This window comes from Streptomyces sp. KPB2 (genome assembly GCF_003950055.1).
Taxonomy (GTDB): Bacteria; Actinomycetota; Actinomycetes; order Streptomycetales; family Streptomycetaceae; genus Streptomyces; species Streptomyces salinarius.
This window is the reverse complement of sequence record NZ_CP034353.1, coordinates 5,152,641-5,168,194: the sequence shown is the minus strand read 5'-3', so window position 1 is coordinate 5,168,194 and position 15,554 is coordinate 5,152,641. Positions and strand designations below refer to the sequence as shown.

The window sequence follows — 15,554 nt, the reverse complement described above, 5'->3', positions numbered from 1 at the left end:
ACTGCCCGCAGCTGGGGCGGGGGTGGGGCGGTCGTGCGACTGCCCGCAGCTAGGGTCGGCGGCGGAAGCTGAGCGTCTCGCCCGCTGCTCCCGTGCGCCACAGGTCGTTGCAGGCCTCCGCCATCGCGTCGAGGCCCTCGGTGATGCGGCCCCAGACGGTGCCGGGGACCCAGCCGACGTCGGCGTTGAGGAGGAGGTTGTTGCGCTCGTAGAAGAGGGCGAGGTCGACGAGGGTGGTGCCGGGGCGGACCTCGCGGTCGTAGCCGTACGCCTTGGTGCCCAACTCGGCACCCGCGAAGGCGAAATAGCACAGGTCGCCCGGAATGGGAGTTACCGTCGGGTTCTCCAGCGGTGGTTCGGATGTCGCGAAGGGCGGGAAGAGGGCGTAGATCTCGTTGCGGGCGTATTTGGCGTGATACACGTCGCCGCCGAGGGGGAGCGCGTCCCAGACGGCCGCGCAGGTGATCGGGGCCCGGTCGTCGAGCAGTTGGGCCGTGCAGGTGATTCCACGCTTGACCAGCGAGACTTCGATGTAGCGATCAGCCATGCCCTCCATGGCAGTGCCCCGGGGCCCCGCGGTCAAGGGCGCCGGGCCGATGTATCGGACTGAAAAAGATCGGCATAACCTGCCCACCTTCGGGTAGCTGCGCGCCCATGGCTCCACCACACAGAACCCCTCCATGGGGTATATCCGACCAAAGGTCCAGGACAGCCGGGCCCACTCGCCGGTCGCTGCTCGCGGGGGTCGCGGCGCTCGGCGCGCTGGGGGCGGCCGGCTGCTCGCGGGTGGCCACGGCGTCCGACGTCAAGGGAGGTGACCTGCTCGGTCGGCTCAGGGCCCAGGGTGTCGCCCGGCTCGGCATCGCGGGCGAGATCCCCTTCGGGTACATCGACAAGAACGGCGAGCTGACCGGTGAGGCGCCGGAGCTGGCGAAGGTCATCTTCAAGCGGCTCGGAGTGGACCGGGTGCAGCCGGTGCCGACGGAGTTCGGCTCCCTCATCCCGGGACTGGCCTCGCAGCAGTTCGACGTCGTGGCGGCCGGGATGTACATCAACCCCGACCGGTGCCAGCAGGTCATCTTCTCCGACCCCGACTACCAGATGCTCGACGCGTACATCGTGCGCAAGGGCAATCCGCTCGGGCTCCACAACTACGAGGACGTCGTCAAGAAGAAGGCCAAGTTCGCGACCGGCACCGGCTACGCCGAGATCGCCTACGCGGTGGAGCACGGGTACAAGGAGGACGACATTTTGATCGTCCCCGACCAGGTGGCCGGACTCAACGCCGTCGAGTCCGGGCGCGTGGACGTCTTCGCCGGTACGGCCCTGACCGTGCGCGAAGTGGTGAAGAAGTCCAGCAAGGCGGAGGCGACCGAGGCGTTCGCGCCGGTCGTCGACGGCAAGCCGCACGTCGACGGCGGCGGTTTCGCCTTCCGCCCGGACGAGACCAACCTGCGGGACGCCTTCAACGTCGAGCTGCAGAAGCTCAAGAAGAGCGGCGAACTGCTGCGCATCCTCAAGCCCTTCGGTTTCACCCAGAACGAGATGACCGATCTGACCGCGAAGGAGCTCTGCGGCGGATGACCTCGGGACTGTGGGAACTCGTACTCCAGGGCGTCTGGGTCACCATCCAGCTGCTCTTCTTCAGCTCGCTGCTGGCGGCGGGCGTCTCCTTCGTGGTCGGCATCGCGCGCACCCACCGGCTGTGGATCGTCCGCTTCCTCGCGGGCTTCTACACCGAGGTGTTCCGCGGCACCTCCGCGCTGGTGATGATCTTCTGGGTCTTCTTCGTGCTGCCCCCGGCCTTCGGCTGGCAGCTGGTGCCGATGTGGGCGGGCACGCTGGCGCTCGGCCTGACCTACGGTGCCTACGGCTCCGAGATCGTGCGCGGCGCGCTCGGCGCGGTCGACCCGGCGCAGAAGGAGGGCGGCATCGCCCTCAGCTTCACGCCCTGGCAGCGGATGAAGCTGATCCTGCTGCCGCAGGCGGTGCCGGAGATGATCCCGCCCTTCTCCAACCTGCTGATCGAGCTGCTCAAGGGCACCGCCCTGGTGTCGATCATGGGCATGGGCGACCTGGCCTTCAGCGGCAACCTGGTCCGTCTGGCGCTGCAGGAGAGCGCGGAGATCTACACGTACATCCTGCTGATCTACTTCGTGATCGCGTTCCTGCTCACGCGGGTGATGCGCGGCCTGGAGAAGAAGCTGAAGGCGGGCGTCGGCAAGGCGCCGCAGAAGAAGACGGCGGCCGTGCGGGTGCCTGAGGGAAGTGGTGTGTCGTGAAATGGGACTGGAGCGCGGTCTCCGACTTCATGCCGCACTTCTGGGACGGCCTGCTGGTCACCCTGCAGATCCTGGTGCTCGGCTCGCTGGTCTCCTTCGGCCTCGGCCTGGTGTGGGCGCTGCTGATGCGGGTGCCGAGCCGCTGGGTGACCTGGCCGGTCGGGGTGATCACCGAGTTCGTCCGGAACACCCCGCTGCTGGTGCAGCTGTTCTTCCTCTTCTACGTGCTGCCCGAGTGGAACATCACCTTCTCGGCGCTCACCACCGGTGTGGTCGCCATCGGGCTGCACTACTCGACGTACACGATGCAGGTCTACCGGGCCGGCATCGAGGGGGTGCCGGTCGGCCAGTGGGAGGCCGCGACGGCGCTGAACCTGTCGATGCGGCGGACCTGGACGGCGGTCGTCCTGCCGCAGGCGATCCGCCGGGTCGCTCCCGCCCTCGGCAACTACGTGATCTCCATGCTGAAGGACACGCCGCTGCTGATGGCGATCACGGTGCTGGAGATGCTCGGCGAGGCGCGGCTGTTCTCGCAGCAGAACTTCCAGTTCACCGAGCCCCTGACGGTGATCGGCGTGGCCTTCATCGTCATCTCCTACCTGGCCTCCCTTGCCCTGCGAGCCCTGGAGCGACGCCTTGCCCACTGACACTCTTCCCAACCCCGAGAAAAGCCCCGAGCGCAGCTCCGGCGAGCTGATACGCCTGGAGCAGGTCACCAAGCGGTTCGGGGACAACACCGTCCTCGACCACCTGGACTTCTCCGTCGACGCCGGCAAGCACGTCACCCTGATCGGCCCGTCCGGGTCGGGCAAGACGACGATCCTGCGGCTGCTGATGACGCTCCTCAAGCCCGACGAGGGCACGATCACCGTGGACGGGCAGAAGCTCTTCCCGGCGACGGAGAAGGAGCGGCGCGAGGTCCGCAAGCAGATCGGGATGGTGTTCCAGCAGTTCAACCTGTTCCCGAACATGAGCGTCCTGCGCAACATCACGGAGGCGCCGGTCACGGTGCTCGGGATGTCCAAGGACGAGGCCGTGGAGCGGGCCAAGGGCCTGCTCGACATGGTGGGCCTGGCCGACAAGTGCGACGCCCGGCCGGCCCAGCTCTCCGGCGGCCAGCAGCAGCGGGTGGCGATCGCCCGGGCGCTGGCGATGCGGCCGAAGGTGCTGCTGCTCGACGAGGTCACCTCGGCGCTCGACCCGGAGCTGGTCGCGGGCGTCCTGGACCTGCTGCGGGACATCGCGCGCACCACGGACATCACGATGCTCTGTGTGACCCACGAGATGAACTTCGCCCGGGACATCTCGGACCAGGTCCTGATGTTCGACTCGGGCCGGGTCATCGAGGCCGGAGCGCCGGAGAAGATCTTCAGCGAGCCGGAGCACGACCGTACGCGGGAGTTCCTCAGCGCGGTCCTGTGACCACACGGCGTGACTGCCCCAACGTCCGAGGTCGGGACGTTGGGGCATTCCTCTGTCATATGCCAGAGGGCCAGTGTCGCAGTTGGGGGCCCTGAAATTGGGCCAACACCCCCTCACATCGGGCACCTTGGCGGCTATCGTGGACGCCATCCGCTGTCCGCACCGGGGGCACAGGCAGGGACAGGGGCAGGGGCCGAACGAGCTAGCGCAGGGGGAGACCACCGTGGCGCTGCAGCACAAGCCGAAGCGCAAGCCGACCGCGCCGCACCACTCGGCCCAGGACGCCCTGCGCGTCCTGGAGACGGTGACGCGGCACACCTCCGGTGTCACCGACACCGAGATCGCCCGCCTCAGCGGCCTCGACCGGGAGCGACTGACCCCGCTCCTGCGCATGCTGCGCCGCGAGGGCTACGTCGAGCAGACCGCCGACGGCACGTACGTCACCGGGGAGGCACTGGCCCGCCTGGGCTCGGCCCACGGACGGGAGCAGGCCCTGCGCGACAAGCTCCAGCGCACCCTGGACCGGCTGCGCGACTCGGTGGGCGCCGCCGTCTACATCAGCCGGTACGTCGACGGTGAGGTCAGCGTCACCCAGTACGCCGACAGCCCGGCCACGCCCAAGGTCAACGAGTGGGTGGACTTCCGGGTCTCGGCGCACGCGACCGCGGTGGGCAAGTCCCTGCTGACCCAGCTGGACCACGCGGGCCGCCGCGACCACCTGTCCCGGCACCGGATGGCCCGTCTGACCTCGCGCACCATCACCAGCGACAAGCTGCTGCTGTCCCGTCTGGAGTCCCAGCCCGCCACCGTGCCGGTCCTCGACCTCCAGGAGTACGCGGTGGGCACGGTGTGCGCGGCCGTCCCGATCACCGCCGGTTCCGCCGTGGGCTGCCTGGCCCTGTCGCTCCCGGTCGAGCACGCGCACCGGCTGCGCGAGGCCGCGGACGAGCTGAACCGGAGCGCGGCGCCGGTGCTGCTGTCCATGGCGATCTAGGGCTGGTCACGAGCACTGCCCGGGACCGGGTAGTATTTTCTTCGTCGCCGGCCGCGAAAGCGGACGGCGGGAGTCATGCGCCGCTAGCTCAGTTGGTTAGAGCAGCTGACTCTTAATCAGCGGGTCCGGGGTTCGAGTCCCTGGCGGCGCACAGAAAGAAGGGCCCCTCGCCGAGCGAGGGGCCCTTCGCCTGTTCGGAACCTGTTCGGACCCCGGTCAGAAGGTGACGTCCGAGCATGCGTAGAACGCGTTGCCCGTGTCGGCCACCGTCCACACCGCGAGGATCACGTGGTGCCCGCTCAGCCCGGACGGCAGGGTGCCGGTGTGGGAGAGCGTGGCCGGGGGCTGCTTGCCGCCGTAGGGCACCGTGAAGAACGGCGTGAGGTTGAGGTCGGACCGGGCGAGGTTGTGGTTCTGGTTCCAGCCCGGCTTGGTGACGTAGTACTTGAAGTCGGTCGTGGCGTGCCGGGCGGTGAACTGCCAGCGGAAGGTGTAGCTCTGCCCGCCGTTCACCCGGGTGGTCGGCCACGCCTGGCCGTTCGGCTGCTTGGGGCTGTCGAGCGCGGCGAACGACCCGTGGCCCGCCGAACAGATCCTTCCGTCGGCAGGCCCGGAGGCGGGGAAGCCCTTGGGACCCTCGACGCTCTGCGGCTCCCACTGGATGGCGCCGCACCCGCTGACGGTGCCGTTCTGGCACACCTTCTGCCGGCTGACGGGCAGGTCGGTGTAGCCGTGACCGCTGGCGCCGCCGGAGGAGAGCACGAGGGCTCCGGTGGTCGCCATGCCCAGCGCGGCCGCGTACAACTTGGTCCTTGTGCGCATACTGCTGCTCCCTGTGACGTGTGGGGAAGTTCAGGGGAAGTTCAGTGAGCCGTGCAGGTCTAGACCAAGTTTCAGATTATTGCCGTGAGTTGAACATGTCCATACCAAAGGCGGAACGCGCTGCCCGCCCACGCCGGGCAGCCGGACGGGTCACGCCCCGGTGTCCCCCCGTCCCGCGCAGAACGCCACGGTCAGGTCCTTCACCAGCACCTTGCGCTCGTAGTCGTCCAGTTCGACCAGACCGCGCATGGTCAGCCGGGTCACCGTGTCCTCCACCGAGTCCACGACCGAGGTCAGCACGCTCGCCCGCTGAGCCGCGTCCAGCGCCGCGATCCGGCGCCGGTGCATCGCGGCGGCGACCTCGGGGGCGTACTCCACCCGGACCGGCCGCACCGAGAACACCTCCAGGCCGACCGGCGCCGCGTCCGCCGCCACCAGCCGGGTCAGCGTGTCCCCGGCCACGTCCGCCGAGCTGCGGACCGTGCCGAGCGGCTCCACCGGAACCCGGGCCAGCGCCGCCTCGACGCACTCGCGCAGATACGTCTCGTGGTCCTCGACGCCCAGCGTGGCCTTCACGGTGTCCCGCACCCGCCACACCACCAGCGTCACCGCCCGCAGCGCGACCCCGTTCCCGTCGGCCGCGGGCATCGGCTCGCTGCGCCAGTGCCGCAGCCGCACGTCCACCCGGTGGCGCAGCAGCAGCGGGTTCACCCACATCAGGCCGGTGCGCCGCACCGTTCCCCGGTAGCGGCCGAACAGCCCGAGCACCCAGGCCCGTCCGGTCCGGCCCCGGGCCAGCCCGCCGAATCCGAACATCCCGAGCACACCGGCGGCCGCGTACGCCGCCCACTGCGCGGGCCCGAGCCCGGCACCCGCGTACGCCGGCAGCCCCAGCGCCTGCGCCGCGAGCGGCGGTACGAGACCGGCCCACCAGGAGGTCGCCGCGCACCCGGCCACCCCGCACAGCCCCGCGGCCACGCCCGCCGCGCCGGGCAGCACCCGGGCGGGACGCTCCCTCAGCTCCGGGTCGACCGACGGCACCGGGCGGGGGCGGGCGTTGACGGGGCGCCGGGTCGCGGGCCGCTCTCCGGGCCGCTCCCCCGGGCCCTGCCGCCGCGCGACGACCGCGGGCCGCAGCGGCACCGGCGCCGGGTCGGGGTCGTCGCGGAACAGCAGGTGGACGGGGATCTCCGTGGTGGCCTCGTTGTGAATGAGCCGGGCGGGCCGGGGCCCGGCCTCGGGCGCCACGGCCCGCGCCCCCGTGCCGGACTCCGCCGACGCGCCGGCCGAGGGGTCGGCCGAGGAGCCGGTCGGCGGGGCGGTCGAGGAGCCGGTCGACGGGGTCGAGGAGTCGGTCGAGGATGTCGTGTTCGTACTCATGCGTGCTCCAGCCTCCGCGCCAGACGCGTCATGAACGGGTGATCACCTGCGGGGTGACGGTCACGAGAAGAGCCGCCGCCAGGTCTCCGGCCCCGGGAAGCCGTCCGCCGCCCCGCCGCGCCAGCCCTGCGCGCGTTGGAAGGCCTGGACGCCCAGCCGGTCCGCCTCGCCCCAGCGCGGACCCGGCCCCCTCGTGTAGTGGGCGCCGAACCCCTTCTTCACCAACTGCCTGCCGAGCCGGGTGACGTACACGTTGTCGGCGCCCGGCCGGAACATGCCCCGCCCGGGGTAGCCCGCCACCCCGTGCGAGGCGGGCCCCGCGGCCGCGGGCGGCACGTCCCCGCCGCCCGCCTCGCCCGCCTTGGTCTCCGTGACCCCCTTGTAGCGGTACGGCAGGTACTTGGCCGAGTTGCTCCAGTAGGCGTACGGCGTGTCCAGCCTGCGGGTGTGCGGCGGGGTCTGCTCGTACGCCGTGTAGGCGGTGCGCGTCCCGTCCGTCCAGCCGCCGAAGATCACCACGTGGGAGCCCTTCTCCGGGTCGGACGCGTTGTGGAACAGCAGGATGTCGCCGGGCCGCAGTTCCTCCTTGGTGATGCGGTCGGCGACGGTGCCGAGGCTGCCGGTCCACTCGTTGGCGGGCAGCTTCCAGGCCATCGACACGAAGCCCGAGCAGTCCTGCCGGTAACCGTCGGACCAGTACGCGGTCAGGCTGTAGGGGACCTTCGCGGCCACCCAGGTCTTGGCCCGGTCGATGATCTCCGTACGGGTGATGCCGGCCGCCTCCGCGCCGGCCGGGGGCGCGGCGGGCCGGCCGGTCGGGCCGTACAGCGGGGCTCTGGGGCCCTGAGGGGTGCCGGGCTCGTCGCTCGCCGGATCCGCCGCATCCGCAAAAGCGGAATCCGGAGGGACACCCGGCCGGTGGGGTGCGTGGGCGGCCGCCGGGAGTGCGGCCGCCGGCCCCGCGCCGAGGGCGGACACGGCGGTGGCGGAAGCGGCGGCGGTGGCCACGACCAGCGTGCGGTAGGCCGCCGGGTGGGCGAGCGCGCGGCCTGCCGGGGAATGCGGCAGAACGCGCCGCCAGTGACGGCAGCCGGGGCATTCACAATCGATCGCGGGATCGATTTCCTCGAATACGGGAGTCTCCATGCGATTCCCCTCACACTCCCGGTGGATATGTCCGCGGCGGCCCACTTCGGTACATGTCGGTCAGTTTCTCAACTGTCCACATCACTCGCATGTTGACGGTCCGAATGATGTACCCGGCCGATATCGCCGTACGCCGGGGACGGCCGGCGGTGGTCCGGAGCACCGGTCGGCATCGGGTAGAGTTGTGCAGGTCAGCAGGCGCCGCTAGCTCAGTTGGTTAGAGCAGCTGACTCTTAATCAGCGGGTCCGGGGTTCGAGTCCCTGGCGGCGCACAGACGGTCGAAGGCCTCTCGTATCACACGAGGGGCCTTCGGTGCATTCGGCTCCGGGACGTCTTGCGATCATGACGAACGCCGTAGAACCCTGGTCCGGTTGGGGGCCGGGTGCGGAGGGGATGCCGAGGGGGGCATCATGCAACCGGGGGTCGCCATTTCCATGTCTATATGGTGTGCATGCCGTGGTGACCATGACCCACCACTGACACGTCCGTGACGGTCGAGGGGGACCCGAGCAGGCGAAGGAAGCGACGAAACACGCACTGACCCGCGTGTGGGGGGATGACACATGACGTCGACGCCGACGGGCGCCGGGCCGGACGACCCGTCCCAGACCACCCAGCTCCGGGTGCCCGGGCACCGGAACTGGAACACCGGTTCGTTCCGGCGGATAAAGAAGACGCTGCCGAAGTACGACTACGAGCACTACAGCCGCCTCGCGGGCCCCCTCACCCAGCCCGACCCGAACAAGCCGTACCGGGTGCAGTACCGCTCGCTGATCTCGCAGGAGCCGCACCGCATCCGGGTCGCCCTGATGCTGGCCGCCGCGCCGCTGCTGTCGGTGGTGCTGCTGGTGTGGCTGCTCCAGCCCGAGCACTGGACGGAGCGCGACTACCCGGCCTTCTCCTGGCTGCCCGCGCTCGACATCGTGATGCTGGTCGCGATCGGCCTGATCGAGCTGTTCCGCTGCCTGAACGTGCTGTCGAACGCGCACGCCACCCTGGTCGCCCGCGACCCGGTGCCGGTGGTGCCCGAGACCGGCACCCGGGTCGCCTTCCTCACCTCCTTCGTGCCCGGCAAGGAGCCGCTGGAGATGGTGACGAAGACCCTGGAGGCGGCCGTGAAGATCCGCCACCGCGGTCTGATGCACGTCTGGCTCCTCGACGAGGGCGACGACCCGGAGGTGAAGGAGGTGTGCGCGCGCCTGGGCGTGCACCACTTCTCCCGCAAGGGCGTCGCCAAGTGGAACCGGAAGAAGGGCCCGCACCGCGCCAAGACCAAGCACGGCAACTACAACGCCTGGCTGGAGGCGCACGGCGACGACTACGACTTCTTCGCCTCCGTCGACACCGACCACGTGCCGCTGCCCAACTACCTGGAGCGGATGCTCGGCTTCTTCCGCGACCCGGACGTCGGCTTCGTCATCGGCCCGCAGGTCTACGGCAACTACGACAACCCGATCACCAAGGCCGCCGAGTCGCAGCAGTTCCTCTTCCACGCGCTGATCCAGCGCGCCGGCAACCGCTACGGCGGGCCGATGTTCGTGGGCACCTCCAACGCGGTGCGCATCAGGGCGCTCAAGCAGATCGGCGGCCTGTACGACTCGATCACCGAGGACATGGCGACCGGGTTCGAGATGCACCGCCACAAGAACCCGGCCACGGGCCGCAAGTGGCGCTCGGTCTACACCCCGGACGTGCTCGCGGTGGGCGAGGGCCCGAACGCCTGGACGGACTTCTTCACCCAGCAGATGCGCTGGTCGCGAGGGACGTACGAGACGATCCTCAAGCAGTACTGGAAGGGCTGGTACTCGCTTCCGCCGAGCAAGCTCTTCAACTACACGATGATGATCATCTTCTATCCGATGTCGGCCCTGAACTGGATCCTGGCGGCGCTGAGCTGCTGCCTGTTCCTGGGCCTGGGCGCGTCCGGCGTCAACATCGACCCGGCGGTCTGGCTGATGCTCTACGGCAACGCCTCCGCGCTCCAGATCGGCCTGTACGTCTGGAACCGCCGCCACAACGTCTCCCCGCACGAGCCGGAGGGCTCCGGCGGCGTGGCCGGCATGATCATGTCCGCGCTGTCGGCGCCGCTGTACGCGAAGGCGCTCATCGACTCCGTACTGCGCCGCAAGAGCAAGTTCGTGGTGACCCCGAAGGGCGACTCGGCCAGCCCGGACACGCTGTTCGGCACCTTCCGGTACCACTGGTACTTCATCGTGATCTTCGCCGGTTCCATCGCCGCCGGCCTCGTCCTCGGCCACTCGCACCCCGCGATGATCATCTGGGCGACGTTCGCGCTGCTGATCACCGCGTCGCCGATGTTCGCCTGGCGCCACGAGCTGAGGAAGGCGAAGAAGCAACCGCCGGTCGCGGCGGCGGAGCCCGCACCGCGGGTCCCGTCGCAGCAGCCCGCGCCCGGACCGGCCGACGCGCCGTACGGACAGCAGCAGGCGCCCTACGGACAGCCCTACGGACAGCCGTACGGACAGCCGTACGGACAGCACGCGCCGCAGCAGACGCCCAACTGGGCCGCCTCCGCCGACGGGGGCGACGACCAGACCATGCAGATCGCCCTTGGTGGACTTGGGGGACGTAAGGAATGAAAGACCGTGCCGGCCGCCGCCGGGCCCGTCGCTTCGCGATAGGTACGGCGGTGGTAGTCGCGCTGGCCGGGATGAACGGGCCGTGGCTCTACCGCTTCAGCACCGAGAAATACCACCAGTACAAGATCAACCAGCCGGAGTACAAGGCCGCCAACGGCAAGTGGGAGATCATCGAGTTTCCCGAGAAGTACCGGCAGAACACCATCCACGCGGCCCTGCTGCGCACCGGCAAGGTGCTGATGGTCGCCGGGTCCGGCAACAACCAGGACAACTCCGACGACAAGCAGTACGACACCCGGATCTGGGACCCCGTCAAGGGCACCATCAAGAAGGTGCCCACGCCCAGCGACCTGTTCTGCACCGGACACACGCAGCTCGCCAACGGCAACCTGCTGATCGCGGGCGGCACCAAGCGGTACGAGAAGCTCAAGGGCGACGTCACCAAGGCCGGCGGCCTGATGGTCGTCCACAACGAGAACCCGGACAAGCCGATCACCCTGCCGGCGGGCACCAAGTTCACCGGCAAGGAGAACGGCAAGACCTTCGTCTCCAAGGACCCGGTCCTGGTGCCCCGCGCCGAGAAGGTCTTCGACAAGGAGACCGGGAAGTTCCTGCGCAACGACCCGGGCCTCGGCCGGATCTACGTCGAGGCGCAGAAGAGCGGCAGCAAGTACGAGACGGGCACCGAGGACAACTACCGCGTCCAGGGCCTGTCGGGGGCCGACGCCCGCAACACGTACGGCATCGCGCAGAAGCTCGCCCTCGACAAGAAGGACTTCCAGGGCATCCGGGACGCCTTCGAGTTCGACCCGGTCGCCGAGAAGTACATCAAGGTCGACCCGATGCACGAGGCCCGCTGGTACCCGACGCTCACCACCCTGAGCGACGGCAAGATCCTCAGCGTCTCCGGCCTCGACGACATCGGCCAGCTGGTCCCGGGCAAGAACGAGATCTACGACCCGAAGACCAAGGAGTGGACCTACACCGACAAGGTCCGCCAGTTCCCGACGTACCCGGCGCTGTTCCTGATGCAGAACGGCAAGATCTTCTACTCGGGCGCGAACGCCGGCTACGGCCCCGACGACGTGGGCCGCACCCCGGGCATCTGGGACGTGGAGACCAACAAGTTCACCGAGGTCCCCGGCATGAGCGACGCGAACATGCTGGAGACGGCGAACACGGTGCTGCTGCCGCCGGCGCAGGACGAGAAGTTCATGGTGATCGGCGGCGGCGGGGTCGGCGAGTCCAAGCTGTCCAGCGAGAAGACCCGGATCGTCGACCTGAAGGCGGACGACCCGAAGTTCGTGGACGGGCCGTCACTGGAGAAGGGCACGCGCTATCCGCAGGCCTCGATCCTGCCCGACGACAGCGTGCTGGTCTCCGGCGGCTCGGAGGACTACCGGGGCCGCAGCGACTCCAACATCCTCCAGGCGCGGCTCTACCACCCGGACACCAACTCGTTCGAGCGGGTCGCCGATCCGCTGGTGGGCCGCAACTACCACTCGGGTTCGATCCTGCTGCCCGACGGGCGCCTGATGTTCTTCGGCTCGGACTCGCTCTACGCCGACAAGGCGAACACCAAGCCGGGCAAGTTCGAGCAGCGGATCGAGATCTACACGCCGCCGTACCTGTACCGCGACTCGCGGCCGGACCTCTCCGGGGGGCCGCAGACCATCGAGCGCGGTGGGTCGGGCACGTTCACCTCGCGTACGGCGTCCACCATCAAGAAGGTGCGGCTGATCCGGCCGAGCGCGTCCACGCATGTCACGGACGTGGATCAGCGGTCCATCGCGCTGGACTTCAAGGCGCAGGGGGACAAGCTGACGGTGACGGTGCCGACGAACGAGAACCTGGTGCAGTCGGGCTGGTACATGATGTTCGCGACGGACGGGGAGGGGACGCCGAGCAAGGCGGAGTGGGTGCGAGTTCCGTAGCGCTCCCGCAGGTTGCGACCAAGGGTGCGGGAGCGCTGTGGCTTGTCGCGCACACGCGGCGGTAGCCGCACATGTCACAGCCCCGCGCCCCTGGGGTGTTTATCCCTGCGCCAATTTCAAGGCGTACTCCGGCCACCACTCGCCCGCCTTCGGGCCGCCCTTGCATTCGCCGTCCGACTCACCCGGGCGCTTGACCCACAGGTAGGCGTCCACCAGGGGGTCGGCCGTCTTCGTCGTCGGGGTTTCGCCGAGGGCCCGGCCCGGGGGGTTGCACCAGCGTTCGTCCGGGGCGCCCTCGGTGTAGGGGCCGTTGCCGTTGCGGCTGGTGTCGACGACGAAGTGCTTGCCGCCCACCTTGGCGGAGAGCTGCTTGCCGTAGGCGATGGAGTCCTCGGTGGTGTAGAAGTTCGAGACGTTGACCGCGAAGCCGTCGGCCCGGTCGATGCCGGCCCGCTTCAGGGGGTCGAAGATCTGGTCGGGGTGGCCCCAGCCGGCGTTGCCCGCGTCCAGGTACACCTTGGTGTTCTTCAGGGCGCCGAGCTTGGCGATCGCGCCCTTGAGGAGGTCGTAGCGCTCCTCGTGGAACTCCTGCGGGGTGCAGCCGTCGACGAGGTGGAGCACGGCGTCCGGTTCCAGGACGACGGTCGCGGCGCGGTCGCCGATGCCCTTGGCGACGCCGTCGACGAAGGAGCGGTAGGCGTCGCCGTCCGCGGCGCCGCCCCCGGAGTACTGGCCGCAGTCGCGGTGCGGGATGTTGTAGAGGACGAGCAGCGCGGTGCGGCCGGCCTCGTCGGCGGCCTCGGTGAAGCCGCGGGCCTGCTCCTCGGGGTTCTCCGGGCTGATCCACTCCCCGGTCGGCTGCTGGGCGATCCTGCGGATCTGTTCGGCCTGGTCCTTCTTGCCCGCCTCGGTCAGCGAGGCCACCTGCCGGGCCGCGGTGCCGTCGGGGTTGACCCAGAACGGGTCGGCCTCCTTGGGCTGTTGCGTGATCCCGGCGCCCGCGCCCTTGCCCTCGCCGTCCCCGTCACCGGACGAGGAGCAGCCCGCGAGCAGCAGGGCCGCCGCTCCGAGCACCGCCGCCGACGCAGCCCGCCTCCTGGACATGCTTCCGGCCGGCCTGCTGCCGTACATCCAACCCCCCTGGGTGCACTGTTCCGAGGCTCAATCCTGACATACGCCTCGTGCGCCCACGGGGTCGTCGCTCGAAGGACGGCAGGGGGCGCAAGGGGGTCGGCCCCGAGTGCTCTCGCCGCCGCACGTGGTCTGATGACGCAGGAGTTACCGCTGGAGGACCGGGGGCGAGTGGTGGAACTACGGGACATCGAGATCTTCTTGACGCTGGCCGAGGAGCTGCACTTCGGCCGGACCGCGGACCGGCTGCACGTGTCGCAGGCGCGGGTGAGCCAGTCGATCGCCAAGCAGGAGCGCAAGATCGGGGCGCCCCTGTTCGCCCGGAACAGCCGCAAGGTCGAACTGACCGCCATCGGCGCCCAACTGCGGCGCGATCTCGGCGCGGGCTACCACCGGATACTCGACGGCACCCGCGCGGCCACCGCCGCCGCCCGGGGCGCGACGGGCACGCTGACTCTCGGGCTGCACGGTTCCCAGGCGCACGACCACATACATCTGCTCGACCTGTTCCGCAGCCGGCACCCCGAGGTCGCCCTCCGCATTCAGGAGGTCATCTTCACGGACCCCTTCGGCCCGCTCCAGAACGGTTCGGTGGACGTGGCGACCGCCTGGCTGCCCGTCCGTGAACCGGACCTCACCGTCGGACCCGTCGTCGTGACCGAACCCCTGCTTCTCATGGTCGCCGACGACCACCCCCTCACCCGCCGCGACGCCGTCAGCATGGAGGACCTGGCCGACTGGCCCCTGCCGCACTCCGCCACCCCCATCCCCGAGTACTGGCAGCAGACGCTCGTCCCCACCCACACCCCCGGCGGCCGGCCCACCCGGCGCGGCCCGAAGGTCTCCTCGTTCCAGGAACTGGCCGCCGTGGTCGTGGCGGGCGGGGCGATCAGCCTCGTCCACGGCGATGCCGCGCGCTACTACCAGTGGCGCGGCCTGCGTTATCTCCGCCCGTACGACGCTCCGACGGCGAGCTGGGCCCTGATCTGGCCGACGGCCGGGGAGACGGCACTGGTCCGGGCCCTCGCGAGGGCGGCGCGGGAGACGGGACCGCTCACCGGGTGACGGAGCCGGCGGGACCGGTTCCGGTCAGGTAGGCGGAGACGACGACGTTGGCCGTGTAGCGGTCGGTGGTCTGGTCGAAGGTGCCGCCGCAGGTGATGAGGCGGAGTTCGGAGCGGCCCGTGTCGCGGGGTCCGTAGGCCTGCTGGGCGTCGAAGCCGTCGCGGGTGAGGACCTGGACGTCGTCGACGGTGAACTCGGCGACCTCCGCGTCGTCGCGGGCCACCCGGATCGTCTGGCCGGGTTCGATGCTGCTGAGCCGGTAGAACACGGCGGGCCGGGTCTCTGTGTCGACGTGGCCGACCATCAGGGCGGTCCCGGCGGCTCCGGGGGCGACCCCGGCCGCGTACCAGCCGACGGTGCCGGGCTGGTCGAAGGGCGGTGGTTCGATGGCGCCCTTGGCGTCGAGGCCGCGGGCCACGACGGGGGCGTCGATGTCGAGTCCGGGGACGTCGAGCCGCTGCGGCCGGGCGGCGTCGAGGGGCGCGTGGGCCGGGGGCAGCGGGACGTCCGGGGGGCGGCCGGCCGCCGCCATGTCCCCGGTGGCCGGCCGCGATATGCCCTCGCGCACGTCGGTGGCCTCGCGGCCCCACAGCCACAGCCCGAGGAGCAGCACCACCCAGGCGATGCCGGTGACCAGACGCCCGCCGGGGGCCGCGGTCGCCGGCGTGGTCTCCGAGACGGTCCCCGGCCCGGTCACCCGTACGGTGTCCTGCTCGCGCCGCCCGTTCCGCTCGACCCGTTCATCCCGCTCGTCCCGTTCGTCCCGTTCGGACATGG

14 protein-coding genes and 2 tRNA genes are annotated in these 15,554 nt (G+C 70.1%); 10 read left to right on the top strand and 6 right to left on the bottom strand.

What is annotated here, in order from left to right; translation table 11 throughout:
• Nucleotides 1–49: 49 nt before the first annotated feature.
• Complete coding sequence (locus D1J63_RS23275; protein WP_164712938.1) at nt 50–547, bottom strand: DUF3830 family protein; 498 nt, start codon at nt 545–547, stop codon at nt 50–52.
• Nucleotides 548–654: 107 nt separating this feature from the next.
• On the opposite strand from D1J63_RS23275, the gene ehuB reads away from it, so the two are divergent.
• The 6 genes from ehuB (at nt 655) to D1J63_RS23245 (ending at nt 4,849) form a co-directional block, all read left to right on the top strand.
• On the top strand, nt 655–1,584 hold the full coding sequence (gene ehuB / locus D1J63_RS23270) for an ectoine/hydroxyectoine ABC transporter substrate-binding protein EhuB (RefSeq protein WP_125631345.1): 930 nt from the start codon (nt 655–657) through the stop codon (nt 1,582–1,584).
• Entirely contained in the window at nt 1,581–2,282 is a 702-nt protein-coding gene (gene ehuC / locus D1J63_RS23265) for an ectoine/hydroxyectoine ABC transporter permease subunit EhuC (RefSeq protein WP_125631343.1), read from the top strand. The genes ehuB and ehuC overlap by 4 nt, the downstream gene beginning before the upstream one ends.
• Nucleotides 2,279–2,929 carry an ectoine/hydroxyectoine ABC transporter permease subunit EhuD gene (gene ehuD, locus D1J63_RS23260; RefSeq protein WP_102927150.1) on the top strand — a complete coding sequence of 217 codons (651 nt, stop codon included), beginning with the start codon at nt 2,279–2,281 and terminating at the stop codon, nt 2,927–2,929. The genes ehuC and ehuD overlap by 4 nt, the downstream gene beginning before the upstream one ends.
• Nucleotides 2,919–3,704, top strand: a complete 786-nt coding sequence (ehuA, locus tag D1J63_RS23255) for an ectoine/hydroxyectoine ABC transporter ATP-binding protein EhuA (protein WP_007449894.1) — start codon at nt 2,919–2,921, stop codon at nt 3,702–3,704. Before ehuD ends, ehuA begins: the two co-directional genes overlap by 11 nt.
• A 223-nt stretch (nt 3,705–3,927) precedes the next feature.
• Nucleotides 3,928–4,698: an IclR family transcriptional regulator C-terminal domain-containing protein gene (locus tag D1J63_RS23250; protein ID WP_125631341.1), complete on the top strand. Its 771-nt coding sequence runs from the start codon at nt 3,928–3,930 to the stop codon at nt 4,696–4,698.
• A gap of 77 nt (nt 4,699–4,775) precedes the next feature.
• Nucleotides 4,776–4,849: transfer RNA gene (locus tag D1J63_RS23245), tRNA-Lys, on the top strand.
• A gap of 65 nt (nt 4,850–4,914) precedes the next feature.
• Here the strand turns inward: D1J63_RS23245 and D1J63_RS23240 are convergent.
• The 3 genes from D1J63_RS23240 to D1J63_RS23230 all read right to left on the bottom strand — a co-directional run bounded on the left by D1J63_RS23240 (nt 4,915) and on the right by D1J63_RS23230 (nt 8,046).
• Nucleotides 4,915–5,520 (bottom strand): lytic polysaccharide monooxygenase auxiliary activity family 9 protein, encoded by a 606-nt coding sequence (locus tag D1J63_RS23240; RefSeq protein ID WP_102927152.1) that lies wholly within the window; start codon nt 5,518–5,520, stop codon nt 4,915–4,917.
• Between the two features lie 150 nt (nt 5,521–5,670).
• On the bottom strand, nt 5,671–6,900 hold the full coding sequence (locus D1J63_RS23235) for an SPFH domain-containing protein (RefSeq protein ID WP_125631339.1): 1,230 nt from the start codon (nt 6,898–6,900) through the stop codon (nt 5,671–5,673).
• Between the two features lie 60 nt (nt 6,901–6,960).
• On the bottom strand, nt 6,961–8,046 hold the full coding sequence (locus tag D1J63_RS23230; protein ID WP_125631337.1) for a peptidoglycan-binding protein: 1,086 nt from the start codon (nt 8,044–8,046) through the stop codon (nt 6,961–6,963).
• Between the two features lie 198 nt (nt 8,047–8,244).
• Here D1J63_RS23230 and D1J63_RS23225 point away from each other — a divergent pair.
• The 3 genes from D1J63_RS23225 to D1J63_RS23215 all read left to right on the top strand — a co-directional run bounded on the left by D1J63_RS23225 (nt 8,245) and on the right by D1J63_RS23215 (nt 12,581).
• Nucleotides 8,245–8,318 (top strand) — tRNA-Lys (locus D1J63_RS23225).
• 292 nt (nt 8,319–8,610) lie between these two features.
• Entirely contained in the window at nt 8,611–10,647 is a 2,037-nt protein-coding gene (locus D1J63_RS23220; RefSeq protein WP_125631335.1) for a cellulose synthase catalytic subunit, read from the top strand.
• Nucleotides 10,644–12,581, top strand: coding sequence for a kelch motif-containing protein (locus D1J63_RS23215; RefSeq protein WP_125631333.1), 1,938 nt, complete (start codon nt 10,644–10,646; stop codon nt 12,579–12,581). Before D1J63_RS23220 ends, D1J63_RS23215 begins: the two co-directional genes overlap by 4 nt.
• Before the next feature lie 99 nt (nt 12,582–12,680).
• On the opposite strand, the gene D1J63_RS23210 is transcribed toward D1J63_RS23215, so the two are convergent.
• On the bottom strand, nt 12,681–13,712 hold the full coding sequence (locus D1J63_RS23210; protein ID WP_164712937.1) for a glycoside hydrolase family 6 protein: 1,032 nt from the start codon (nt 13,710–13,712) through the stop codon (nt 12,681–12,683).
• A 135-nt stretch (nt 13,713–13,847) separates the two neighbouring features.
• On the opposite strand from D1J63_RS23210, the gene D1J63_RS23205 reads away from it, so the two are divergent.
• The gene (locus tag D1J63_RS23205; RefSeq protein WP_232250463.1) at nt 13,848–14,777 is read left to right on the top strand and encodes a LysR family transcriptional regulator; all 930 of its coding nucleotides are present in this window, start codon (nt 13,848–13,850) and stop codon (nt 14,775–14,777) included.
• On the opposite strand, the gene D1J63_RS23200 is transcribed toward D1J63_RS23205, so the two are convergent.
• Nucleotides 14,767–15,552: a class F sortase gene (locus D1J63_RS23200; RefSeq protein ID WP_232250464.1), complete on the bottom strand. Its 786-nt coding sequence runs from the start codon at nt 15,550–15,552 to the stop codon at nt 14,767–14,769. The genes D1J63_RS23205 and D1J63_RS23200 overlap by 11 nt on opposite strands.
• Between the last annotated feature and the right edge of the window lie 2 nt (nt 15,553–15,554).